Origin of the sequence: Microbacterium sp. CGR1 (assembly GCF_001266755.1) — a bacterium.
Taxonomy (GTDB): domain Bacteria; phylum Actinomycetota; class Actinomycetes; order Actinomycetales; family Microbacteriaceae; genus Microbacterium.
The window spans coordinates 686,757-710,974 of record NZ_CP012299.1 but is presented as its reverse complement, the minus strand read 5'-3'; the positions used below and the strand labels follow the sequence as shown (position 1 = coordinate 710,974).

At 64.0% G+C, this 24,218-nt stretch carries 25 protein-coding genes and 1 pseudogene; 16 read left to right on the top strand and 10 right to left on the bottom strand.

Annotation, left to right across the window (positions count from 1 at the left end; all coding sequences use genetic code 11):
• Window positions 1-4: 4 nt before the first annotated feature.
• On the bottom strand, window positions 5-949 hold the full coding sequence (gene rpsB, locus AKG07_RS03310) for a 30S ribosomal protein S2 (RefSeq protein ID WP_053095994.1): 945 nt from the start codon (window positions 947-949) through the stop codon (window positions 5-7).
• Window positions 950-1,254: 305 nt separating this feature from the next.
• Here rpsB and AKG07_RS03305 point away from each other — a divergent pair, with 305 nt between their 5' ends.
• A complete protein-coding gene (locus AKG07_RS03305; protein WP_053095993.1) occupies window positions 1,255-1,782 on the top strand; it encodes a murein hydrolase activator EnvC family protein in 528 nt (175 codons plus the stop codon).
• A gap of 16 nt (window positions 1,783-1,798) precedes the next feature.
• On the opposite strand, the gene AKG07_RS03300 is transcribed toward AKG07_RS03305, so the two are convergent.
• The gene (locus AKG07_RS03300) at window positions 1,799-2,701 is read right to left on the bottom strand and encodes a tyrosine-type recombinase/integrase (protein WP_053095992.1); all 903 of its coding nucleotides are present in this window, start codon (window positions 2,699-2,701) and stop codon (window positions 1,799-1,801) included.
• Between the two features lie 35 nt (window positions 2,702-2,736).
• Window positions 2,737-3,381, bottom strand: a pseudogene (locus tag AKG07_RS03295) (DNA-processing protein DprA); the annotation flags it as partial.
• A 63-nt stretch (window positions 3,382-3,444) separates the two neighbouring features.
• Between AKG07_RS03295 and AKG07_RS17405 the strand changes: the two are divergent.
• From AKG07_RS17405 to AKG07_RS17615, 4 genes are all read left to right on the top strand, one after another.
• A complete protein-coding gene (locus AKG07_RS17405; protein ID WP_233277315.1) occupies window positions 3,445-4,971 on the top strand; it encodes a site-specific integrase in 1,527 nt (508 codons plus the stop codon).
• A 905-nt stretch (window positions 4,972-5,876) separates the two neighbouring features.
• Window positions 5,877-6,755 carry a hypothetical protein gene (locus AKG07_RS17620; protein ID WP_150115064.1) on the top strand — a complete coding sequence of 293 codons (879 nt, stop codon included), beginning with the start codon at window positions 5,877-5,879 and terminating at the stop codon, window positions 6,753-6,755.
• 1,382 nt (window positions 6,756-8,137) lie between these two features.
• Entirely contained in the window at window positions 8,138-8,848 is a 711-nt protein-coding gene (locus AKG07_RS17795; RefSeq protein WP_171821913.1) for a hypothetical protein, read from the top strand.
• Window positions 8,845-9,267, top strand: coding sequence for a hypothetical protein (locus AKG07_RS17615; protein WP_150115062.1), 423 nt, complete (start codon window positions 8,845-8,847; stop codon window positions 9,265-9,267). Before AKG07_RS17795 ends, AKG07_RS17615 begins: the two co-directional genes overlap by 4 nt.
• A gap of 2 nt (window positions 9,268-9,269) precedes the next feature.
• On the opposite strand, the gene AKG07_RS03280 is transcribed toward AKG07_RS17615, so the two are convergent.
• Window positions 9,270-9,545: a helix-turn-helix domain-containing protein gene (locus tag AKG07_RS03280; RefSeq protein WP_150115175.1), complete on the bottom strand. Its 276-nt coding sequence runs from the start codon at window positions 9,543-9,545 to the stop codon at window positions 9,270-9,272.
• 182 nt (window positions 9,546-9,727) lie between these two features.
• Complete coding sequence (locus AKG07_RS18005; RefSeq protein WP_445928302.1) at window positions 9,728-9,997, bottom strand: helix-turn-helix domain-containing protein; 270 nt, start codon at window positions 9,995-9,997, stop codon at window positions 9,728-9,730.
• A 1,336-nt stretch (window positions 9,998-11,333) separates the two neighbouring features.
• On the opposite strand from AKG07_RS18005, the gene AKG07_RS17610 reads away from it, so the two are divergent.
• Window positions 11,334-11,540 (top strand): hypothetical protein, encoded by a 207-nt coding sequence (locus AKG07_RS17610; protein WP_150115061.1) that lies wholly within the window; start codon window positions 11,334-11,336, stop codon window positions 11,538-11,540.
• Window positions 11,541-12,372: 832 nt separating this feature from the next.
• Window positions 12,373-12,780: a hypothetical protein gene (locus AKG07_RS03270; protein WP_233277314.1), complete on the top strand. Its 408-nt coding sequence runs from the start codon at window positions 12,373-12,375 to the stop codon at window positions 12,778-12,780.
• Between the two features lie 37 nt (window positions 12,781-12,817).
• Here the strand turns inward: AKG07_RS03270 and AKG07_RS18000 are convergent, their stop codons facing one another.
• The 3 genes from AKG07_RS18000 to AKG07_RS03255 form a co-directional block, all read right to left on the bottom strand.
• A complete protein-coding gene (locus tag AKG07_RS18000; RefSeq protein ID WP_053095986.1) occupies window positions 12,818-13,081 on the bottom strand; it encodes a hypothetical protein in 264 nt (87 codons plus the stop codon).
• Window positions 13,082-13,411: 330 nt separating this feature from the next.
• On the bottom strand, window positions 13,412-13,930 hold the full coding sequence (locus tag AKG07_RS03260; protein WP_233277313.1) for a DUF305 domain-containing protein: 519 nt from the start codon (window positions 13,928-13,930) through the stop codon (window positions 13,412-13,414).
• On the bottom strand, window positions 13,927-14,328 hold the full coding sequence (locus AKG07_RS03255) for a ferredoxin (protein ID WP_053095984.1): 402 nt from the start codon (window positions 14,326-14,328) through the stop codon (window positions 13,927-13,929). Before AKG07_RS03255 ends, AKG07_RS03260 begins: the two co-directional genes overlap by 4 nt.
• A gap of 214 nt (window positions 14,329-14,542) precedes the next feature.
• Here AKG07_RS03255 and AKG07_RS03250 point away from each other — a divergent pair, with 214 nt between their 5' ends.
• From AKG07_RS03250 to AKG07_RS03220, 7 genes are all read left to right on the top strand, one after another.
• Window positions 14,543-14,824, top strand: coding sequence for a metal-sensitive transcriptional regulator (locus AKG07_RS03250; RefSeq protein ID WP_053095982.1), 282 nt, complete (start codon window positions 14,543-14,545; stop codon window positions 14,822-14,824).
• Window positions 14,825-14,854: 30 nt separating this feature from the next.
• Window positions 14,855-15,178, top strand: a complete 324-nt coding sequence (locus AKG07_RS03245) for a heavy-metal-associated domain-containing protein (protein ID WP_053095980.1) — start codon at window positions 14,855-14,857, stop codon at window positions 15,176-15,178.
• Window positions 15,179-15,232: 54 nt separating this feature from the next.
• Window positions 15,233-17,380, top strand: a complete 2,148-nt coding sequence (locus AKG07_RS03240; protein WP_171821911.1) for a heavy metal translocating P-type ATPase — start codon at window positions 15,233-15,235, stop codon at window positions 17,378-17,380.
• 53 nt (window positions 17,381-17,433) lie between these two features.
• Window positions 17,434-17,868, top strand: coding sequence for a DUF6153 family protein (locus tag AKG07_RS03235; RefSeq protein WP_150115060.1), 435 nt, complete (start codon window positions 17,434-17,436; stop codon window positions 17,866-17,868).
• A gap of 86 nt (window positions 17,869-17,954) precedes the next feature.
• Window positions 17,955-18,551, top strand: coding sequence for a DUF305 domain-containing protein (locus tag AKG07_RS03230; RefSeq protein ID WP_053095976.1), 597 nt, complete (start codon window positions 17,955-17,957; stop codon window positions 18,549-18,551).
• A 237-nt stretch (window positions 18,552-18,788) separates the two neighbouring features.
• On the top strand, window positions 18,789-19,538 hold the full coding sequence (locus AKG07_RS03225; RefSeq protein ID WP_233277312.1) for a F510_1955 family glycosylhydrolase: 750 nt from the start codon (window positions 18,789-18,791) through the stop codon (window positions 19,536-19,538).
• A 757-nt stretch (window positions 19,539-20,295) separates the two neighbouring features.
• On the top strand, window positions 20,296-20,607 hold the full coding sequence (locus AKG07_RS03220; RefSeq protein ID WP_053095972.1) for a hypothetical protein: 312 nt from the start codon (window positions 20,296-20,298) through the stop codon (window positions 20,605-20,607).
• A 234-nt stretch (window positions 20,608-20,841) separates the two neighbouring features.
• Here the strand turns inward: AKG07_RS03220 and AKG07_RS03215 are convergent, their stop codons facing one another.
• Window positions 20,842-22,227 carry an FAD-dependent oxidoreductase gene (locus AKG07_RS03215; RefSeq protein WP_053095971.1) on the bottom strand — a complete coding sequence of 462 codons (1,386 nt, stop codon included), beginning with the start codon at window positions 22,225-22,227 and terminating at the stop codon, window positions 20,842-20,844.
• A gap of 11 nt (window positions 22,228-22,238) precedes the next feature.
• Complete coding sequence (locus AKG07_RS03210) at window positions 22,239-23,000, bottom strand: MIP/aquaporin family protein (RefSeq protein WP_053095969.1); 762 nt, start codon at window positions 22,998-23,000, stop codon at window positions 22,239-22,241.
• Between the two features lie 48 nt (window positions 23,001-23,048).
• Between AKG07_RS03210 and AKG07_RS03205 the strand changes: the two genes are divergently transcribed.
• On the top strand, window positions 23,049-23,723 hold the full coding sequence (locus tag AKG07_RS03205; RefSeq protein WP_053095967.1) for an arsenate reductase/protein-tyrosine-phosphatase family protein: 675 nt from the start codon (window positions 23,049-23,051) through the stop codon (window positions 23,721-23,723).
• 20 nt (window positions 23,724-23,743) lie between these two features.
• Window positions 23,744-24,142, top strand: coding sequence for an arsenate-mycothiol transferase ArsC (locus tag AKG07_RS03200; RefSeq protein WP_053095965.1), 399 nt, complete (start codon window positions 23,744-23,746; stop codon window positions 24,140-24,142).
• The last annotated feature ends 76 nt before the right edge of the window (window positions 24,143-24,218 follow it).

Below are 24,218 nucleotides of genomic sequence, written 5' to 3'. Positions count from 1 at the left end.
GGAATTACTTGGCGTCTGCTGCCTCGGCGGCGGCGACCTCAGCGGTCTCCTCGCCGGAAGCGGCAGCGATGGCCTCGTCGTGCGCCTCGGCGCCGGCCTCGTCAGCAGCGGTCTCGTCGGCAGCGGGGGTCTCGACGGTGGCAGCTTCGTCAGCTGCGGCGTCATCGACCTCTGCGGCGTCAGCCGACTCCTGGACGGGAGCCTCGAGGAGCTCCTTCTCCCAGTCGGCGAGCGGCTCAGCGTCGCCCGTCTCGGGGTTGTGCTTCTGCTGCAGGCCCTCTGCCGCTGCGTCCGCGATGATGCGGGTGAGCAGCGAGACGGAGCGGATGGCGTCGTCGTTGCCGGGGATCGGGTACTGGAAGTCGTCCGGGTCGGCGTTGGTGTCGAGAATGCCGATCACCGGGATGCCGAGCTTCTTGGCCTCGTCGATGGCGAGGTGCTCGCGCTTGGCGTCGACGACCCAGAGAGCGGACGGCGTCTTGGTGAGGTTGCGAATACCACCGAGCGACTTGTGGAGCTTGTCGAGCTCACGCTTCTTGAGAAGGAGTTCCTTCTTGGTGAAGCCCGAGGCAGCCGGGTTCTCGTAGTCGAGCTCCTCGAGCTCCTTCATGCGAGCGAGACGCTTCGCGATGGTCTGGAAGTTGGTGAGGAGTCCACCGAGCCAGCGCTGGTTGACGTAGGGCTGGCCGACGCGCGTGGCCTGCTCCGCGAGGATCTCCTGCGCCTGCTTCTTCGTGCCGACGAAGAGGATCGTGCCACCGTGCGCGACGGTCTCCTTGACGAAGTCGTAGGCCTTGTCGATGTAGCCGAGCGACTGCTGGAGGTCGATGATGTGGATGCCGCTGCGCTCCGTGAGGATGAAGCGCTTGACCTTCGGGTTCCACCGACGGGTCTGGTGTCCGAAGTGCACGCCGCTGTCGAGCAGCTGGCGGATGGTGACCACAGCCATGGTCGTCTCCTTGTTCCGGCGCGATTCTGCGCCCTTGAGGTTGTCGAGTCGATCGGATGACCGAACTCCCTGGTGCCCGGCGCACACCCGCCTGAGTGGAATCAGGACCAGTGGGAGTGGATGCCACGACCGAAGTCGCTCTGGGCACGCGTAGTCACCCCGAGATCGAGGTGCTCCAACAGCATACAGGATGCGGCGGCCTCACTCCTCCTGCACGATGCACCGAAGCCATGTCTTCCCCACATGGATCGCGGGGGTTGCGATGACGCGTCCCGCCGCCGGCGGGAGCGACGGACCATTGCCTCATGAACTCCCGCGTACGCGCGACCATCGCGTTCCTTCTGCTGGTCGCCCTGATTCTCGTCGCTCCGATCCCGGCGCGTGCGCGCGCGTCATCCGCGGAAGGTGCGAAGTATCCCGTCTGGCTCTGGCCGACCGATGAGCGCCGCGCGATCGCGTCGCCGTATCGCGCTCCCGGGCACGAGTACGGTGCCGGCCATCGAGGGATGGACCTCGCGACGACGCCGGGGGCTGTGATCCGCGCTCCCGCCGACGGGACGATCGCATTCCGCGGAACCGTCGTCGACAGGCCTCTGATCACGATCGAGCACCCCGGTGGCTACGTGTCGACGTTCGAGCCGTTGTCCTCCGAGCTCTCGCCGGGAGACGCGATCTCATCGGGGCAGGTGATCGGCACCGTGGCTGCCGGTGGCCACGCGGCGCCCGGCACTCTGCACCTCGGTGTGCGAATGGATGGCGCGTACATCAACCCGATGCTCCTCTTCGGCGCCGTACCCAGGGCGGTGCTGCTCCCCTGCTGCACGACCCCATGAATCGGTGACCGGGTGTTCAGGCGCGCGGGTGTGCGAGGCGATACGTCGCGGTCAGCCGTTCGGCGGACACGTGGGTGTAGATCTGGGTCGTACCGAGACTCGCATGGCCGAGGATCTCCTGCACCGCTCGCAAGTCCGCGCCGCCGTCCAGGAGGTGGGTCGCGGCAGTGTGTCTCAGCGCATGCGGGCCGACCGTGTCCGCCCCGATGAACGGTGCGAGCACGTCGGCGACGAGCGAATAGACCGCGCGCGGTCCGATCCGCGCGCCTCGACTGCCGAGTAGCAGAGCCGGCGACGGTCGGGCAGCTCGTGCGGCGAGTGAGGGGCGCCCTCGAGACAGGTAGGCACCGGTGGCATCACGTGCAGGAGCACCGTAGGGCACCACCCTCTCTTTCGCGCCTTTTCCCAACACGCGCGCCGTGCCCCGGTCGAGGTCCAGATCGTCGACATCGAGTCCGCACAGCTCGGAGACTCGGATCCCTGCCCCGTACAGCAGCTCGAGAATCGCATGGTCGCGGAGCGCGATCGGATCACCGGCGGCGGCGGCGTGCCGTTGCGCCTCGAGAAGAGTCGTCATCGCGTCCTGAGAGGCGATGACGGGCAGCGTCCGCCCCCGCTTCGGGGCTACCAGCCGGAGACTCGGATCGTGTGCGACGAGCTGCTGCTCCTGCGCCCAGCTGAAGAAGGACCGCGCCGCCGCGGCGCGCCGCGCGAGTGTTGACCGCGCGTCCCCCCGTTGAGTCGCGCGCCACAGCCAGTCGCGCAGTGTCTCGAGTGTGACGTCTTCGAGCTCGCGATCGCCGACGGTCTCCGCGAGATCACGGAGATCAGATCGGTAGGCCCGCACAGTCGCTGAAGACAGCCGACGCACTCGGGAGAGATGCTCGGTGAAGGCGTGTGCTGCTGCCTGGAACTGCATGGAACAAGTGTGCAGGAGCGCGAATCCGCGCGGTGTCAGCCGCGCCGCTCTCCGTCCGGCCGTTTCCGCCATCCGCTCTCGACGCGCGTGACAATCCCATCCAGCTCCAGGAGCCCGAGGAGGGCGCCGATCCTCTCGGGAGCGAGCCCCGATCTTCGGGACAGCTCGAGAACGGGTCGTGCGGAGCGACTGCTCAGGGCGTCGAGCACCCGAGACCGATCCGGGTCCGTGGCTCCGCCAACGGTCGTCCCGGGTGCGGCGTCACCCCACAACTCGCGTATCTCGGCGGTGGTCGTGACGCATCTCGCGTCGTATTCACGAAGAAGCCGATGACAGCCGGCCGACGATGCGGAGGTCACAGGCCCAGGCACCGCACCGAGCGGCCGTCCGAGCGCAGCCGCGTGTCCTGCGGTGTTCAGTGAACCGCTCCGCCACCCTGCCTCCACCACGACCGTCGCGTCGCCGAGAGCGGCGATGAGTCTGTTGCGCGAGAGGAATCGCCACTTCGTCGGCGCGGTGCCGCAGGGCACTTCGCTCACCACGGCTCCGGTCTCCACGATTCTCCGCAGCAGCTGCTGATGGCCTTGGGGATACGCGCGATCGACTCCCCCGGCGAGGAAGGCTACGGTCTTGCCGCTCACGGCGAGGGCGGCCCGATGGGCTGCCCCGTCGATGCCGTACGTTCTTCTACCCTCTCCTGCGTGTTGCGATGGGATCCGACGACACCACGGGATGCTCGCACCATGACTACCCAAGCGGACCGGTTCTGGAAGCTCTTTTTCGTACCGCGCTCTGTGCGCACGATCGATGAGCCGGTGTTCTCCAGAGCGCTGGACCTCTCCGACCAAAGTGTCGCGACGGTCCGCTTGCCTACCCGCCTAGCGTCGCGCCCCTTCCTGATCAGCGAAGCCGGTGAACTTCACAGTGCCGTGAACAGCTTCTTCGCTGGAGCAAAAATGCGTAATAGGGCCGAAGACACGAACAGAAGATACGCACGCTCACTTGCAGTCTGGGTTGAATTCCTGCACCGTCGCGGTGTGGCCTGGAACCTCGCAGACGAGGAGGCCGTCCTGGACTTCAAATTCTGGCGCAGGCACGATACCGAGAACCCGAAGAGGATATCCGGCTCGTCTTGGGCAAGCGACCTTGCCGCGCTCAGCGAGTTCTATAGATGGGCTCGTGGACGGTTAGACGGTCCTCCGCTGTTTGTATCCAACAGCTCGAACGTGCGCGCCCGCTCCTCGTTCAGTTCCCAGATGGGCGGCGAAACGACTGACTTGAGGCCGACGGCAGTTCGACGCGCGTCGGTGAAGTGGTTGACACCCGGCGCGGTAGCTCGCTGGAGGAACGTGGGGATACATGGTCTAACGGCGGACGGAGAGGAGCGAGTTCGGTGGAGGCCCCGTTCTCAATCCAGGGATGCCGCATTCGTCGATGGCCTATATGGCAGCGGGCTTCGAGTGCAGGAATGGAGCAGCATTCTTACCGAAGAAATCAGCCGACGCTCGAGCCGTGGCTATTCCACATTCAGGCTCGCAGACGCCTGCGCCAAGGGCGGAAGAGGGCATGCTTTCTGGCTTCGTGAGGACGCTCTGGATGCAGTTGCCTTGTATATGGAAACTGAGCGAGCTCAAGCAGTGCGGCGCGGACGCGACGCAGGATTGTATGAAAGCGACCAGTTCTCTCACGTCATCCGCGAAGTTCGAAGCAAGGAGATAGTGATTCTTAGCGATCGCCAAGACGAGTCGTGTACTTCCTCAGTTCGGTTGAATGAACTCAGTCCTGCCGAACGAAGTCGCCTCTTGGTTGTGAACGGGCGTGGCTATGCACCAGCGATGCTCTGGCTCAACGAAGACGGCACTCCGCGGAGAAAGGGCGCATGGACCAAGTCTTTCGAGCGTGCCAACGCTCGCGTTCGTCGAGCCGGAATCGACGGGCTTGTCTGCCACCCACACATGCTGAGGCACAGCTTCGCACTCCGCTGGTTCGCCGTTGGTCGAACGATCTGGTCACGACAAGGATCCGTGATGGATGCCGATCACGAGCGAGACTTCCGCGAACAATTTGGAGATACATGGTCACTTGTGCAGACGATGCTTGGACACGCTGACGTCTCCACGACAAGGGATACCTACTTGGAACCGTTCCGAAACCTCGAGGCGAAGCTGCTTCTCGAGTATGGGCGAACCGCCCTCGATTCTGACGCACTCTTCGGTCTACTCCAGAAGGATCCCCGAGTTCGATTTGCGGACGACGGGAGCTGGGAATGATGGCGCACGCTGCGATGCCTGAGGGCGGCTACTCCCGACCACCGGCGCTACATGACGACGGCAACCTCTTAACGGTCGAATTTCGACCGGAAGGCGGCGGAGCGGCGCGCACTTTCAGATTTGACACGCTACCTGGGATGCGTCCGATGCAACTCGCACTTGCGGAAGGTTTTGCACGCGTGTGCGGACCGGGAGGAACCCGGCGCACTGAGGAGTCGGCCCAAACCATCCACGCCCACGCTAGAACCATCCTCCGGCTGCTCTCCAAAGAGTCGCCGGTTCCCGGATCGCCTCAAGAACTCAGGCCAGTCCACTTGCGCGAGCTGCGTTTGATGCGCAGCCGCTACAGCTTGTCTCTACTTCATTCGTGGCGCGGGCTTCTTCGTGGGGAAGCGACGCTAACCGCTCAATTTCGCGAGGCATTGTTTGCGCCGCTTCCGCTCGGCGTCGAGAAGACGAAAGTCAGTGCCTACTCTGAAACTGAGTATCGGCAGATACGCCGGGCGGCTCGTAGACACGTTCGCCAGGCGGTGATGCGGGTCCGCGCAGCCGAGAACGAGCTGGCAGGCTGGCGTGCGCGAGCTACGACTGCATTTGACGGCGACCGAATGCGCGGGGCACTTTTAGACCATGTCGCCAAGTCGGGCGATGTACCTCGCGATCGCCGAGGGATGGTTCGCCACAACGTCGGCGACGTCGGGGCCGCGCAAGCGGCGAGAGATCTATTTCCCTCCTTCTCGGATGTCGCTGCACTTGCAGTCCTGATGATCTGCGCGACTGGGCAAAATTTGACCACGGTGCTTCGGCTCCCGTCAGCGCATCAACGAGCCGATAACCAACGCGACGAGACTCCTGTGACCCTCGCTCGCGCGTCGAAGCCTCGCCGCGGGCCAGAAAGATCGGAGATGGATCTTGCGTTCGTTGGCTCCGATCCAATCTTCCCGCGGAAGCTCGACCTCGAATCAGACTTCGGGCTCCACACGATCGCAACTGAGCTCTGTCGTCGCACGCGGCGTTTCGCTGGCAGTGATCTTCTCCTTGTGGCCTTCAGCCCCAAGGGACCGAATTCACCGGCACCGTTTCGTCCGCTCCCGCAAGGCATCTTCGAACAACTGACTCTGCATGCCCCTGATGGGACGGAATTGCCGCGAGTCGACGCACGCCGCTTACGGCGCTTCTATCTGATGCGACATCAAAAGCCCGTCGGCCACACCGCAGCCACGCTCGCAGATCACTACCAGAGGACGGAACCCAGCAGCGTTCGCGAGAGTCGCGTTCTCGTCTCCGAAACTCTTGAGAAAGAGGTACGCCGCCTGAAAGCAAAGAGTGCGGTAGTAACCCTCAGCTCATCCGAACTAGCGTCGATCGCCGTCGACCCAGCGCCAGCCGCCGCCCGACTGGGCATCGGCGAGGAACAGTTGCGCTTGCTCGTCCAGGGGCAACTCGACACTGTTGCGACGGCGTGCGTCGACAACCATCACGGCCCGGACAGCCCTTCTGGGAGCCCGTGTACTGCATCGTTCATGCTGTGCCTTGGCTGCCCGAACGCCCGATCAGAACCAAGGCATTTCCCGGTACAGGCGCTGCTCAGTCAAAGGCTACGCGACCGTCGCAGCGTCGCGTCGGAGGCGGAATGGGAAGCCCGGTTCCGTATTCCAGACGAACAGCTAACAGATCTGCTGCAGCGACAGCAGGTCGATGTCGCTAGATACGCGGCACTTGCAACCACAAAACAAGAGCATCTTGTTGAGTTGCTCTTAGACGGGAAGTTGGATCTGCGATGACCATGCATCAGTCTCGGGCTATCGATGTGATCTCGCCCGACGCACCAGTGTTTCATAGACGGCCAACCAGACCCGATGTGCCCGATAGCTCCCTTCCCCGCTTTCGTGATGACGTCTGGGATTTCAGCGTAAGCAATTTTGCTGATCACAGCATCAAGCAGCAGCTGAACTTTGCGTCATACTCGCCCGAATGGCGCACCCCGATGAAGACCTACTTCTGGATCTTGATCAACGAGGAGACGGCGCGCCCCATTCAAAATGGCCCCACCACGGGACGGCGAACCCTGACTTCGATACCGCTCATGCAAGCACCGCTCAAACGAATCCTCCACTGGATGGATACTCGCGAACTGACTGGCCTCCAGGACTTAACGCCTCGCAACCTAGATGAGCTATTGGTAGAGATGGCTGGACGTCGACTGCCTGATACCGCGATGCGTGGGATCATCACCGAGACGCGTCGGCTATGGAGGTACCGAGACCTGGTACCTCTCAAGGTTCGCCTACCGCCGGGATCGCCGTGGGAGGACTATCACCCCCGAGACTTGCTCCGTCTAGGGCCTACTTCGTCCACCAACCTCACGCCACGCATCGATGATGCGACGTTGGCGCCCTTGATGTCGTGGGCGCTTCGCTTCGTCGAGGACTTCGCCGACGACATCATCGCGGGATACCGCGATTATAAGGAGCTTCTTATCAATGAGTATCGGCACCGCGTTCCCGGGCCGGACCCATCGAAGCTGCCAGGCATGAGACGCACGAAACTCAGTGGCGTCCTTGAGGATCTTCGTTCGCAAGAGAAGGGGCTCCCGGGCCACACCGATCGGTCCGACGTCAATTGGGCGCACTTGGGTCGATTGACCGGCTATTTCGGCTCTGGGCACTCGGGCCCAGACCGGGCTCTTGTAGCGGCGAGTGAACTGCCGGTGGACGACGCATCGTACCTTCGCCCCCTTACCACGGGGCTCTTGGACGGCAAACCGTGGATGGGTCCCTCGATCCGATGGGCTGATGCCGTACCGCTATCGGCCCACCTCACCACGGCCTGCTTTGTCGCCATCTCATACCTCACGGGCATGCGCCCGGGCGAGGTTCTGAGTATCCGCCGGGATTGCCTCGAGTTCGATTCCGATGGCGGACTCTGGATTTTGCGCGGCGTCCGGTGGAAGTCTGCCACAGGCTCTGACGGAGCGAGGATGGACCATGGTGAGGTTAGACCGGCACCGTGGGTCATTCATCCAGTGGGAGCCCGCGCTGTGCGAGTCCTGGAGTTGCTGCACGACGGTGAACTTCTCTTCCCGAAAACGCTGCGACCGCCCACTCGCCGAGGATCGACTCCCTCAGGCAACTTGCGTGCTGGGACCGCGAAAACGTCGGCGCGGATGACGACGGACATCGCGCGTTTCATCGAGTGGGTCAACCGTTACTGCAGAGATGCCCACCGACCGGACAACATTCCGCGCGATCCCGCCGGCCCGTTAACGGGCAGCAGATTTCGGCGAACGCTCGCGTGGCACATCGTCCGGCGCCCCGGAGGGCTTGTCGCAGCGGCAGTTCAGTATGGCCATGTTGCGACACAGATCACGCAGGGCTATGCAGGCAACTACGCATCGGGGTTTCCCTCGGAGCTCGCGCTCGAGCGCTGGCTTGAGCGCGTGGACGATGCTGCCGATCTAGACCGCTACTTCAAGGCCGGCGGGCATGTTAGCGGACCCGCGGCCACAGAACTACGCGGACGAACCGCGCGCGCCGTCGCGAAGTACGTCGGTCGCACCATGCCCACCAGACGCCAGGCAGAAACGATGCTCGCAGACCCCTCCCTGCAGGTCTTCCAAGGCGATGGGGTGCACTGCGTTTTCAATATGGAGACGGCACTGTGCGCCCGGTCTGCCGCCGGCCCCGTGCTCGGCGACTGCCGCAGCGCCTGCAAAAATATCGCCCGCACTGACGACGACATTGACGACTTACGCGCCGCGATCTCCGACATCGAGCAAGACACGCTGGCACCACCCATTCGGCACAACCGCGCCTTGCAGCTCACACACGAGAAGCAGCAGATCATCGAAGCCCACCAGGGAGAGCGAAGCTTATGAGCATCAGCGACTCGTCGAGCGCGGGCGGTCCGAACGCATCGAACGAACGCGATGAGATTCGAGCACGACTGCAAAGAGCTGCGGACGACCTCCTCGAAGGTCGCGTGGCGGGGCCGCTTACCGGCCTGCGGCTGGTGGAGGTTGCAGGAGTCAAGCGCCATCGCCTCACCCACGACAATCCGGAAATCGCCCGGGCCTTTCTCGCTCGCGCCAGCGAAATCAATCGCACAAAACCCGAGGTAGAGCGCCTTAGAGCGCGCGTTGCGAAAGAAGAGGTACGCAATCGACGACTCGTTCGGGAACGTGATGCCCTCGCAGCGCAGGTCAAAGCGTACGCCGCCGCACTCCTGATCGTCACCGACGAGCGCGATCGGCTCCGATCGGGTTCCGTCCGGGCGCGGGTCACACCGATTCGATAGGACTATCGGTTTCGAGGGTCGGGGAACGTGACCGGAAGGAGTTGCTCCAGCGGCACGTCGAAAACCTGCGAGATCGCGATGATCGACCGCAGAGCGGGGTTCGACGGGGTGCCTCTGCGCGACTCACCCTTCTCGTACTGCCCATAGATGAAGCGGCTGAGGTTGGCACGGCTGGCGACTTCTTCCTGATCCAAACCGGATTCAACCCGTAACCGTCGCAGTTGGACAGCAAGGTGCCGGACAAAGACGCCCCACTCGTCGTCTGCGCCCGGCTTCATCCTGCTCACATCTCGAGCGTTTCGAGAAGCGCTTACCGGTATGGGCCTACGCGTATGCCGCGCTCAGACGCGACCTTGAGCTAGCAATCGCACACCTACAACGGCTCGCAGCAGAGAACGAAGCACTGCGGAGCGATGTGGTCACAGCAAGGAACATCGTCCACCTCCGCGACCGATAACCGTTACCGGCTGCGAAGGTCCGGAACGCCATCCGGAGTCATCTGCGCAAGATCGACGCCGAGTACCTGAGCCATGGCAAGAAGGGATCTCAGCGGCGGGTTTGCTGGGACACCTGCTCTGGACTCGCCACGCTCGTAACGCTGGTAGGTGTATCGCGCGATTCCGGATCGATAAGCCACGTCCTCTTGGCTCAGGCCTGCACTGGTTCGGAGCTGCCGGAGGTGAATCGCGAAACGGAGTGCGAAGTCAGCCCACTCGGCTTCGACCTGCACATCTCTCGCGACCACCCTTCAAGAGTTGCTTCAAGGCCGCACCCGTGTGGCCTAGTCTGTGTGGCATAATTTCGGTGGCCATACGAAACAATCGACTTACGCCGGATCCGTTCCACTCTGCACGTGTGCTGCCCGCCCTTCGGACACCGCGGTCGCACCGCAGGGCAGGCCCGATGCGTGCGACCGCGATTGTGATGGTGACCGTGCCGACCAATACCTGGACAGCTTGGTGGCGAGCGGGCGACTATCCCCCGCCTGCCACTTGGAGCTACGCCTTTGAAGAATTCACTCGCGACGAGCCTGCAGACGAGTGGGCGTTGGCGGCAGCGATCTTCATCGCTCAGTACCGTCGTCGCCACGCACAGGGACCAACCTTTCGAGAGCTTTTCGAACACTTGCTTCCAGATACAGGCGGGGTTCCATCTCGCCTTCCGATCGACTGGGACACGTTAGACCGGCGTCGCCGAAGCAACGACTTCCGTCGGTACGTAGTGATCGAGTGGCGCCGCCGCGGATACATCGGATACGACAAGCAAGTAACGCGCAGTCTTCGAGTTGGTCCGCGCTTTCGCGAGCAGTCTCGCGCGCTCAACGCGCGACCCAGCGAAAGCGACGATGTGTCGGGCGATGCGAGCCGAATACAGCCCAGTATCCTTGTGGATTGGCTGATGCGTGGGGAGCGATCCACATTAGATCGTGGAGCTTCTCGAGGCGTTGGAGGTGGCGATTGAAGAGCAAACCGCAGGACCGTGAGCTCTCCTGTCACCGGAAGCGAGAAGGGACGCCTGATCATCACGACGCAGTCACGCAGGAGCAGCTGGATTCATTGCTCGAGGAGTTCGGACGACTCGTACATGCGGCGGCAAATACTGGGCGGGGCGACGTGCTCAACAGGGCTCCCTCTGCTGCTCGTCGTGAACCGGAAACGGCGCTACCCGGTGTGGCAGTTCGACAGATTCCGCGGCGTGCTCGAGGGCGCCGCGCCGGTAGGGAGGACACTCCCGGAACCCTGGTCAGCTGGAACTGTGCGCGCGTTCATGACGGATCAACCCCCTGCGCTCAAGTCACCCAGGCGCAGTGGTTGCTCCTGAAGAGGGATCCGAGTTCGATTATCGCGGATCGCAAACTCCTGCGAAACGTGATCGGCTTACCTGACGAGCATCAAGCCATGACTCTTCGTCTATCTCGGACTTGGGGAAACGCCAGGACCCGGCCGACGAAGATCCAGGGGACTGCGCAGCAAGGCCCATCGAACGACGCACCGGCGTCGGGGCAGCGTACATTCGCCCTGAGGGACGACGTTCCGATACCGAAGCAAGAACACCATCGAGGTCCAATGAACAACGAGCCCGCAACGCCCCAGGAAGTGCGGAGGTCCCTCGCCGCTATTCAAAAAGGACACGAGCTCGGAGGGCATGAGTTGGCAGAGGAAGACCTGGATCGCGCTCGACGCATCCTCACCGGAGAACTCACTCCGGAAACGGCACGAACGGAATTGGATGCAGCGATTCAGGCGCTCGTCGACACCGAACGCGCCAACTAGCTATCCGCTGAAGGAACCGTCGACGAGCGCCTGGGCAGCGCCAGCAACTTCGTCGAAGCGCCCATCACGAATCGCAGTGACGGCAGTGCTGTTCCCCAGCCACGGATTTGCGCCGATGAACCACAGTCGGGCTATGTCGGGACCTTCGGCGTCGCATACTTTCCGCCACACCGCTTCGGCGCACTCAAGTCGACCTATAGCGTCAGCATCCGGATGAGGACCTTCCTCACTGCTCCAGGCGACCGCGGCACGCGTGTCCTTCGAACCGGCCAACGTCGATACGAGCGTCGGGCCGAGGACACTCGTGAGATGGCGGACAAGATCTGCACGGCGGGATGGAGCCATGCTGCGATCCTATTCCGGACCAGACCAACCGCCATGGTTCTAGTTCAAGCACAGTAGGTTCGCTGGCAGCCCCGGAGCCCACGCCGGTGTGCGCCGAGCTCGGCGAAGTCACAAGAGTTCCCCAAGTACACAAGAGTTCATCGAGTACACAAGGAATCACAGCGAAAGCGACAAACATCGGAACTCGAGATCACCGTCTCCCCGCGCGAGACACTCGTATGGGCTCCAGCGGCAAAGTCGGCTCAGGAGCTGGGGCACGATCTCACTAAGTCCGGCTACCTCGTGCAAGACGCCGACCCGCGGGCACTCGACAACGCCGGTCTCATCCCCGAGGGCGCGCGCCTTGAGTTCGACCCCGCGCGCATCTTCGACGTCGGGATCGGCGCGGACGCGAATGCTTCCCTGCATGCGCTCGTCGACTCCGGACACTCGCTCGTCTGGCACGGACGGCAGACGCGGCTCACACGGAAGGTCTGGGGCGTGCCCTGTGGCGATACCGCGCAAGGGCCGACCGCGCGCCCTCGGCACCGTGAGAGCCACGCACTTCGGCGCAGCGGTGCGTAGCCCTTTCCAGCTCGGGCTCCGCATCTCTCGCGAGACCTACGCGACGATCAACAAGCGCTCGTCGCTCCCGCGATGGCACCGTGAGGAAAACCCCGAGCTGTGGGACTCCCTCGACTGGTCGTACGAAGACGCCGAGCACCGCTTCCACTCCGACGAATGGTGCGAAGAGGATCGCGAAAAAGACGCCTTCAGTTTCGGTACGAGCTCCAGAATGTGCACGATCGTGTCGACCGCAGCGTCCGGCTCCGACGCCTTCGAAGCGCAGTTGTTGCGTTCGGTGTTAGCGGTATGTGTGACTCCCGACGCGGGTCAGGATCCAACGACGCTGTGACACCGCCGCGCTTTGGCGGCCGCGACATCGCGCGACGTCACTGACGCTGACGTTGATGAAGTCGGACTATGGCAAGCCTGATCAACGGGCCAGCTATCGCGGAGATGATCAAGACGAGCGCCGCGGCTGCAGCTGCGAAAAAGACCCAGGCATTCCTCCCCCAGAGGCGATCTGGATCGCTGGCGACAGCGATCCCGACGAAGACAAGCACCGCGGTGACGGTCGACCCGTAGGACCAGGATTCGACGCGGTCGGCAAGACTGGCGGTTTTCGCGACTGCCTTCCGAGCGACGGGGATCACCAGCTCTCCGCCATCTCGAAGCGAGGTAGCGTCTCTCCTCGGGTCACGATGACCTCAACTTTCGACCGGCCGAAACCATCCACCACGAGTCTCGGTACGTCGAGGCTTCGGCAGGGGGTTACGGCGGGTCGATCCTCGGCGTGTCGTGCCGTCGAACAAGGCAGGCGGTCACCCCGCCGCAAATGATCGTTTTCGGCAGCTCTCGCGTAAGGCTGAGGCGTAGGGTTGCCTGATCGCCCCGGACCCTGTCAACGGCGGTGGTCCGGTCCGCTCCTCGTGAGAGCGGTAGCCCGTCCGTCCACTCGTCGCAAGGGTGGTGCCGACGCCCGACTAATCGTCGAGACGGTCGAGAATCTCGTTCATCTGGTCGATCTCTTCCTGCTGTGACGAGATGATCTGCTCACAGAGATCTTGGATCTCCGGGTCGCTGATGTCTGATTGCTCACACACCAGAATCGCTCGAGAGTGATGCGGGATCATGGAACGGAGGAACTGGTCGTTACCGACGAACGCTTCCGAGCGTCCCATGAAGAAGGCGACAAGGAAAAGCGCGGCGAAACCGACGAGCAAGCTGATGTTCGCGGCCTTGTTCGGGAACATCTTCCACATGACGATGACCATGATGATACCCATGGGGAAGACCATCATCAGCGCCATGTAGAGGTTGCTGACGTTGAGGAAGAGATCGTCCAGGACGTTGATCATCGCGAACGTGAGGAAGTACATCACGACGAAGCTGAGTGATAGTGAGATGGCGAGCTTCACGTAGCTCGACATCCCACCCTGATTCTTCTCCTGGGAGTCGCCGGAGGGCGGGCGTGCACCGTTGTCGGCGCGCTGCCGTGTCATAGCGACTCCAGTAGTGCGACGCACGCCTGTTCGCAGCGTCGGCATGCCTCAGCGCAGATCGTGCAGTGTTCGTGCATGGTGTGCTGTTCGCACTCGTTGGCACAGCTCATGCACGCCGTTCGGCAAGCTTCGAGCGCGGCACGGGTGACGCTGGCGTCGTGCCCGGTGTGCCGGGAGAGGATCCGGGCGGTGGTTACGCAGAGGTCTGCACAGTCCTGGTTCGTGCGAATGCACTTGATCAGGTCAACAACCATGTCCTCGCTGAGGCAAGCGTCGGCACATGCGGTGCATGCTTGCGCGCACGCGAGACACGCGTCGATGCAGTCGACGAGCTTCCTCTGATCAATTCCGCCCAGATCTTTCGGGTGCGTGCGGAGCATTTCTTCGGTGACGGTCATGAGAGAACTCCTTTCGTGAGCCACGAAAGTACGCTCGCATCGCCCGCGCACTGAGGCCCTTGAATACCCCGCTGGGGTCTGGTAACCCGGAATTGATAAGCCGCCGCGCTGCGCAGGTCAGCCTGTGAGCTGAACAGAGTCGGCGACCACGTTCGCCTAGCGAGAACAGAATCGAAACCATTGAGTTGATACCCCCTGGGGGTATACTCGGGGCATGAACGGGTACGACGGAAGCAAAGACGACCTGCGCAAGCGGTTGAATCGCGTCGAAGGCCAGGTGCGGGGGATCTCCCGGATGGTCGATGAGGACAAGTACTGCATCGACATCCTTACGCAGGTCTCTGCGGCGACGAAGGCCCTGGAGACGGTGGCGTTGTCTTTGCTGAGCGATCATCTGAGTCACTGCGTCGCTCAGGCAAGTGCCGAGGGGGGCGACTTCGCAGCGGAGAAGGTTCGTGAGGCCAACGAAGCCATCGCCCGCCTGGTTCGTTCATGACCACACGTCTGATTAGTAGAGGAGAACACCATGACTGATCGCATCGAGCTGGGACTGACGGATGCGAACGCTGGCTGCGCATGCTGCGCTGCCCCATCGAACACAGAGACAACCGTGCACGACGATTCTGCGGTCACATCGGAGGTGCTCGTCGACGGGATGACATGCTCGCATTGCGCATCGAGCGTCAGTGAGGAGCTGGGCGCTGTCGACGGTGTCGAGTCCGTAACCGTGGATCTCAACGCGGGTGGCACCTCCCGGGTGACCATCCGCAGCACCGCCCCGGTCGACCCCGCCGCTGTGAAGGATGCGGTGGAAGAGGCCGGCTACGCTCTCGCGACCAGCGGCGTCTGAGTCGCATTTGACGGCGTCCGGCTTACCCGGGCGCATCCGAACAAGGAGTCCCCGATGAGCCAGCACGACGAACACACCGAACACACCGCGCACCGCAATCACACGGCGGCGGCCACGACGGAGCACCACCATGGGGCGATGAGCCACGATCACGCTGCACCGCACGAAGACACCGGGCACGCCGACCACGGCGGCCACGGCGGGCATGGTGGCCACGGCGGGCATGGTGGCCACGGTGATCATGTGGAACAGTTCCGGCGCCTGTTCTGGATCATGCTGCTCCTCGCCCTGCCGGTGGTCGGGTTCTCGATGATGTTCTCGATGATCCTGGGGTACTCGCTGCCGGACGTGGCGTGGGTCGCGTGGGTGTCGCCGGTTCTTGGGACAGTCATGTACGTGTGGGGCGGGGCCCCGTTCCTCACCGGCGCCGTGAGCGAACTCCGTGCCCGCAAACCGGGGATGATGCTGCTGATCGCCCTCGCGATCACCGTGGCGTTCCTCGCCTCGTGGGGGGCGAGCATCGGGCTGCTGCACCACGAGCTGGACTTCTGGTGGGAGCTGGCTCTGCTGATCGTGATCATGCTGCTCGGTCACTGGATCGAGATGCGCTCCCTTGCCCAGACGACCTCGGCATTGGACTCCCTCGCCGCATTGCTGCCCGACGAGGCGGAGAAGGTCGACGGAGACACCACCGTCACCGTCGCACCGGCTGATCTGCAGGTCGGAGACGTGGTGGTGGTGCGTCCGGGCGGGCGGGTCCCTGCGGACGGGCGGATCGTGCAGGGCTCGGCCAGCATGGACGAGTCGATGATCACCGGAGAGTCCCGCCCGGTGCGCCGCAGCGATGGTGACCCGGTGATCGCTGGCACCGTAGCCACCGATTCCGGGGTGCGGGTGGAGATCACCGCGATCGGCGAGGACACCGCTCTCGCGGGTATCCAGAGACTGGTCACGGAGGCGCAGGGTTCGTCGTCGCGGGCGCAACGACTCGCGGATAAGGCGGCGGGTTGGCTGTTCTGGTTCGCGCTCGGCGCTGCCGCGATCACCGCGATCGTGTGGACTCTCGTCGGCCAGCCCGACGCCGCGGTGATTCGCACCATCACGGTGCTGGTGATCGCCTGCCCGCACGCGCTGGGTCTCGCGATCCCACTTGTCGTGTCGATAGCGACGGAACGCGCCGCGCGTGGGGGCGTTCTGATCAAGGATCGTCTCGCACTGGAAAGCATGCGCACCGTCGACACGATCCTGTTCGACAAGACCGGCACGCTCACCAAGGGCACCCCCGCCGTAACCGCGATCGATCCCGTCGCAGGGACCGACGCCGATCAGCTGCTGGCGTGGGCGGCGGCCGCGGAAGCGGACTCCGAACATCCCCTCGCCCGTGCGATCATCAACGCGGCAAAGGAGAAGAATCTCACCGTTCCGCGCTCGACCGATTTTGAATCCTCCCCCGCTGTGGGGGTGCGTGCCCGTGTCGCCGGACACGTCGTGCAGGTCGGTGGCCCGTACATGCTCGAGCAAGAACACGTCGCCGAGCTGCCGGTGGCCGACGAGTGGCGGGCTGAGGGTGCGATCATCCTCCACGTGCTCATCGACGGTCAGGTGACGGGCGCGCTGCGCCTCGCGGATGAGATCCGCTCCGAGTCGCGTCACGCGGTCGATGCGCTTCACGAGCGCGGCGTGCAGGTGGTGATGATCACCGGTGACGCTGACGCGGTCGCCGCGTCCGTCGCCGGCGAGCTGGGTATCGACCGATACTTCGCCGGGGTCCGTCCGGAGGACAAAGCCTCCAAGGTGAAAGAACTGCAAAACGAAGGCCGCAAGGTCGCGATGGTCGGCGACGGCGTGAACGACGCCCCGGCCCTCGCCCAGGCGGACGTGGGGATTGCGATCGGTGCCGGAACGGACGTCGCGATCGCCTCCGCGGGTGTCATCCTCGCCAGCGACGACCCCCGATCGGTGATCTCCGTGATCGAGCTATCGCGTGCCAGCTACCGGAAGATGAAACAGAACCTCTGGTGGGCCGCCGGGTACAACCTTCTCTCAGTGCCGTTGGCTGCCGGTGTGCTCGCCCCCGTCGGGTTCGTGTTGCCGATGTCGGTCGGTGCGGTGTTGATGTCACTGTCCACGATCGTTGTCGCGCTGAATGCGCAGTTGCTGCGACGGCTGAAACTCAGCCCGGGCGCCGTCGTCGACAAGTAGGCGCATGGGCGGCGGCGACGTACCCTGGAACAAGTGGAGGTGGGACAGTGTTGATGACGATCGCACGGCGCGTGCATGACCGGCGCACCCTCACCCGTACCCTCCTGACCGTCGTCGCCGTCGCCTTTTCCGTGATCTTCGGGCTTCTGGCGATGCACTCGATGAACACGCACACCATGCCCTCCGGGCACAGTGAGACCATCGCCGTCGCACCCGCGCATGCCGACGCTCAACCGGCACACACCTCAGGCGACGCCGCAGCGATGGACGAGGCGGGGTGCGCCACGTGTTCTGACGATCACGGCATGGCGTGGATGGCCTGCGTTCTCGCGCTCCTCATTGCCATCGTGCTGCTCGCCCGGCCGTCCGCCTGGTGGCGAGCCGTCACACACTCCTCGGGAACGCCCGTGTCCCGCCTACACCTCCGGGATGCGCTGCATCCACTGCGGCCTCCGTCTCTCACCGTTCTCTGCATCAGTCGCACGTGATGGCAGGCGTGCCCGCCCTCGGCGGGTAACGCCCCTCGCCCAGCCTCTCTCGCTGGGCACCCTCATCGACTTTTGGAGAACCCATCATGAAGACCCGTTTTGCGGCGACCGCCGCACTCACCCTCGCCGCGTTGCTTGGACTCACCGGCTGCGCCGGTAACACCTCCGGCGGCGGCGACATGCCCGGTATGAACCACGAAAGCAGCAGCTCCGCCCCGGCCTCCGCGGATGCCAATGACGCCGACATCATGTTCGCCAGCATGATGAAGGAGCACCACGCCCAGGCCATCGACATGTCCGACATGCTTCTCAGCAAGGAGGGCGTCGACGAACGTGTCGTCGCCCTTGCGGAAGAGATCAAGGCCGCGCAGGAGCCCGAGATCCAGAAGATGGACCAGTGGCTCGAAGAGTGGGGCGCTGACACTTCCGACATGGAGGGAATGGATCACGGCGGCGGCATGATGTCCGAAGAGGACATGCAGGCTCTCGAGGACGCCACCGGTGCGGACGCCAGCCGCCTGTTCCTCGAGCAGATGATCCAGCACCACGAGGGTGCCGTCGAGATGGCCCAAGAAGAGGTCGACAACGGCCAGAACAGCGACGCGATCGCTCTGGCCGAGACGATCATCGAGGCGCAGACCACGGAGATCGCCACGATGACAGATCTCCTCGACGCACTCTGATCCACCTTCGGGGGTGCGGCGCTCGCCCGCACCCCCTAACTGGCCTTCTCGCAGTAACCCACGCCACCGCGCTGGCGCCATGTCGCGACTCTCATTCGCGTACCGCGCGCACCCGCATGCACTTCTTCACGTCGGAGCCTCATGAACCGCCACTCGCCCCTACCCGCTCTCGCGATCGCTCTCGTAGCCGTCGCCCTCACCGGCTGCGCCGCGCCGCAGGCCTCCGGCACCAACGCGGTGCCACCCGTCATCGAACACATTCACGGTGTTGCCGTTGACCCGCGCGGTGAGAACCTCTTCGTGGCTACCCACGGGGGAATCTTCACCCTCACGCCCGAGGGTGCGATCACCGGCCCCATCGGAGGCCACGACTTCGACGCGATGGGCTTCACCGTCCTCGACGATTCTCTCTTCGCATCCGGGCACCCCGGCACGCAGACACCTTCAGAGCTCGGCTCACCCCACCTCGGCGTCATTCGCAGTGACGACTTCGGGGAAACCTGGTCACCGATCGCTCTCAATGGCACCACGGACTTCCATGTCCTCACCGCAGGGCCTGACGGCGCTCTTTACGGGATTGCTTCCGACGGGGTCGACCTGCTCATCAGCACCGACAACGGTCGCGAATGGAGCCGCGGCGCAACACTTGCCGCGGCAGACCTCGCAGCTACCGGCGATGGTCTTTACGCGGCCGCGGAGGAAGGATTGCTGCTCAGCACCGATAACGGTGCCACCTTCACCCCCGTCGCCGCCGCCCCCCTGCTCTACATGCTGGACGCGCGACCCGATGGCTCGCTCGCAGGAGTCGGAACTGACGGCGCCCTCTGGTCGCAGAAAAACGAAGGAACATGGCAGCGCCTCGATTCTCTTCAAGGAGCCGCTCAGGCCTTCACCGCGATCAATGATGACCATTTCATCGTGATCGACGACCGCGGCATCGTCCAGATCACGCCCGACGACACCACAGTCCTCGCTCCCGCCCGATAGACGACACACACCAGAACGGCCGCCATGATCCAGCGCCGCAACCCATTCCGACGTATGTCTGTCTTCATCGCCTGCGCCACAGCCCTCGCCGTGATGCTCGCCATCGCGAGCTTCTATCTCATCGGAGCCTTATTCAGATGATCCGCCACCCGCACCGAGCTCGACACCGCTCCCAGTCACACATTCCCACCCCCTCAGCGCCGCGCACCACCCAGCCCTCCCGACACCGGCTTCACGATCGCCTCGTACGCGTTGGCGTCTTCCTCATCCTCGCCGCCGTCGCACTGATCGCAGCTCACCTCCTCATCGACGCAACCCCGCCCGACGAACAGTCACTCTGGATATACACGCTCGGAAGCTACGAAACGGCCTTCATCCTCACTATCGGTGGACTCGCACTGGTGTTGCGTGAGTCCCCGGGAAGCGACCATGATTCTCGATAGTTACTGGGCCAATGCCCTCTGGTCCATCATCCCAACCATCGGCGTCGTCGCCGCATTCTGGTTCGTCCTACGATCCATCATCCGAGCAGACCGCAACGAACGAAGCGCACACGCACGAATTGAACAGCAACTGCGCGCAGAACGACAGCGATCCCAAGAACGAACGCCTCCGGATGAAAAGTAAGCAGCGTATAGCCCCCTGTTAGCATGCGCGGCACCGCGACGAGTTGCAGACACTGCCATAAGGCCTGCAGCCGTCGACCGGGGCCGCTCTATACCCAGCATCCACGCAAGAAGAGAGGATCCTAAGAACCATGAAGATCGAACTGTTACACATCGCTGAATGCCCCAGCTGGATCGAAGCCGGGCACCGTGTCACCGCGGCCCTCCGAGAAGCGGGCTACGAAGCAACAGAACTGCGCTATCGACTCATCCGCACCGAAGAGGACGCAGCGGAAGTCCCCTTCGCGGGGTCCCCCACGATCACCCTGAACGGGAAAGACCTCTTCCCGGGTGCGGACCCCAGCGCCGACCTAGCCTGCCGAGTCTATGCGACCCCGGAAGGTCTGGCCGGTCTCCCAACGATCGATCAGATCCGAAACGCCATCCTCACTCATGGCAACTGACTCCGATCAGGTATGCGCATGCTGCGGGCGATCGCTTCCCCGTAGGAAGCTGCATGCCCTTCGCGACGACGGAGTGTTCATCTGTCGGCGCTGCGCATGGTGGGTGGCCCTACGCTTACGCCCGGACCATACGTCGGCGTGAGCACGGCATCCCATGGGGACCCGGGCGGGAAGGCGGAAGAGAGCTCTTTTCCCAATTCACCTCCCGCCGGAAACCCTATTATCGGCGGGCTCTCACACCGCCGATACCGACAGGCGCGTCTCACGCTCCCACGCCTGGGTTGCGACCTGCATGGCATCCCACGGGGAGCCGAGTGGAGGCGTGTAGGAGAGATCGAGGTCACTCATCGCCGCGACCGTCATGCCGTGATGCAGAGAGGTCGCGTATGTGTCGACGCGCTTGGCGATCTCCGCGCCGCGGGTACCGACGAGCTGCGCGCCGAGGAGGCGGCCGTCACGGGTGTCACCCGTGATGCGGATGCTGATAGGCGTCGCACCTGGGTAGTACCGCTTGTGATCGTCCGCGACCGCCGTATGGCTGTACGGTGCGAAGCCAGCTGCAGCAGCCTCATGATCGCGGAGACCCGTGCGAGCTGCGACGACGTCGAACACCTTCACGACCTGCGTGCCGAGACTCCCGGCGAATCGTGTATCCCCACCGATCGCGTTCTCCCCCGCGACGCGTCCCTGCTTGTGCGCCGTGGTGCCGAGAGGAAGGTATGTGACGCCCAGCAGGCGGTGGTGGGTGACCACTCCGTCGCCGGCCGCCCAGACGTGCGGCAGGCCGGTGCGCATCCGTTCGTCGACGACGACAGCGCCGCCCGCGCCCGTGGTTGCGCCGGCTGCGGTGAGAAGGCTGGTGTTGGGTCGCACGCCCACGACGACGAGCACCACGTCAGCGGTGCGGGAGAACGCTTCACCTTCGCGGGTTCCGAGCACGGCAATTCGTCCGGCTTCACGAGTGACGGCTTCGACGCGCGTGCCGGTGAGGACGTCGACGCCGTGGCGGGTGAGTTCGTCGTGGACGAGGGAGCCGAGTTCGGGGTCGAGTGTGGAGAGGACTTCGGGGCCGCGCTGCAGCTGGGTGACCTTAAGTCCCCTGACGGTGAGCGCTTCGGCCATCTCGAGGCCGACGTAGCCCGCTCCGACGATGATCGCCGTCTCGGGCTGATGCTCGTCGAGGTACTTCTCGAGCGCGAAGGTGTCGCCCATCGAGTGCAGCAGGTGCACGCCGTCGTCGGGGCCGAGCTGGTCAAGCCCTGCGATGCCGGCCGTCGACGGCGATGCCCCCGTGCCGACCATGAGCTCGTCGTACGCGATCGTCGATTCCGTGCCGTCAGCATTGCGGACGGTGAGCCGGCGGCTGTCGACATCGATGCCGGTGGCGAGGGTGTCAAGCCGGAGGTTCATACCGGTGGCTTCGAGATCCGCGTGGGTGCGGTGGGCGAGCGACTGCCAGGGCTGCACTTCGCGGGAGAAGTAGTACGGGATGCCGCAGATCGAGAAGTTCGGGTACGAGTCGGCGACCACGACAGTGACGTCGACGGATGGGTCGAGTTCGCGGGCGCGGAGGGCGGTGGAGATTCCGGCGTCGCTTCCGCCGATCGCTACAAGATGCATGAAGGCGCCTTTCAGGGCTGGGTTTCGAGTTTCTGAGGAACCACCACGTCGCCCGCGGTGCGGGCGGCGGTTGGATAGAGGGCGAGCAGCAGCGCGAGGCCGATGGCAGCTCCGGCAAGCTGTGCAGCGATGAACGGCGCGACAGACGACGGCGCGATACCGGCGAACGTGTCGGTAAACATGCGGGCGATCGTGACGGCGGGATTCGCGAACGACGTGGAGCTGGTGAACCAGTAGGCCGCGCCGATGTACGCCCCGACCGCGGCCGCGGTGGCCGAGCCCTTTCCGGTGCGGGCGAGCGCGAAGATCAGCAGCACGAGGCCGGCAGTGGCGACCACTTCCCCGACCAGGTGCCCGCCTGTGACCCGGTCATTGGACGAGAACGCGGGGCCGCTGTCGAACATGACCCCGGCGAGGAGGGTGCCGGCGATGCCGCCGAAGATCTGCGCGAGCACATAGGGAGCGACGTCGCGCAGCGGAAGACCGGTGCCGGCGCTGCGGCCAAGCAGCCAATCCGCGACCGTCACCACGGGGTTGAAGTGCGCACCGGACACCGGACCGAGCATCAGGATCAGGACCGTCAGACCGAGGGCGGTGGTCAGGCTGTTCTCCAGCAGCTGGAGGCCGACATCGTCCGGGGACAACCGCTGCGCGGCGATACCGGAGCCCACCACGATGGTGACGAGCAGTCCGGTTCCGAGGAACTCGGCGGCAGCGCGGCGCAGCACGTGTGGCCGCTCTGCTTCGGTGAGGGAGGGGTGAGAAGTTTTCATGTCGGCTCATCTTGACCTGAACGGGGTAGTTCAGTCAAGATTGAGACAATGAATATTGAACGAATTGATCAGGTAGAGGCGCGCGCGGCAAAGCATGCTGCGCTGAGCGACCCATCGCGCCTGCGAATCGTCGATCGCCTCACACTCGGCGACCTCTCCCCGACCGAAATCGGGGTGGCCCTAGGCCTCCCGTCGAATCTCATCACGCATCACTTGAATGTGCTGGAGTCCGTGGGGATGGTGTCACGCTCCCGCTCAGAGGCGGACAAGCGCCGCAGCTACGTCCATCTGACCGACGACGCTCTTCACGGACTCACTCCTGGACGGGCGGAACGCGCGAGCCGTGTCGTATTCGTGTGCACCGCGAACTCCGCGCGGTCGCAGCTCGCGGCGGCGTTGTGGTCGACCCACAGCAGCATCCCGGCGTCATCCGGAGGAACGCACCCGGCCGAACGGATAGATCCGGGCGCTGTGGCCGCAGCAGATCGCCACTCGCTCGCTCTGCGAGATGAATCACCCCAAGCCTTGACTTCCATCCTGAACGATTCAGATTTCGTGGTCACCGTATGCGACAGCGCCCACGAAGAAATTGGCGTTGCCGGACACCTGCACTGGTCGATCCCCGACCCCGTGCGGATCGGCACCGACGACGCCTTCGACACCACCTTTGACGAGCTGGAGCGCCGGATCGCGGAACTCGCGCCCCGGCTCGCCGCCAGCTGACTCACCCTGAAAGAGAACCCGTGACTGACACCACTCCGACCGTCCTTTTCATCTGCCAGCACAACGCCGGCCGCTCGCAGCTCGGTGCAGCCCTCCTGGAGCACCTAGCCGGCGACCGCTTCGCCGCGACCTCGGCCGGCCTTTCCCCTGCCGATGAAGTGAACCCGGCCGTAGCCGCCACCATTGCAGAGCTCGGAATGGACATCACCGACCGGGTGCCCCGCGCCGTCACCGTCGACGACCTGGACACTGCCGACATCGTGGTCCTGATGAAACCGGGACTCACGCTGCCGTCCACGCCCCGCGGAGAGGTTCTGGAGTGGTCATTCCCGAACCCGGAGTCCTGGGACGCCGACGCAGTGCGCCCGCTGCGCGAGGCCGTCTCCGAGAAGATCCAGACCGCGCTTCTCATCCGTTGAGCTGACTGGAGCGGAGCGTCAGAGCTCGATGCGCCTCCACCGAATATGCCTGCCGAAACCCGCTTACGGCGCACGT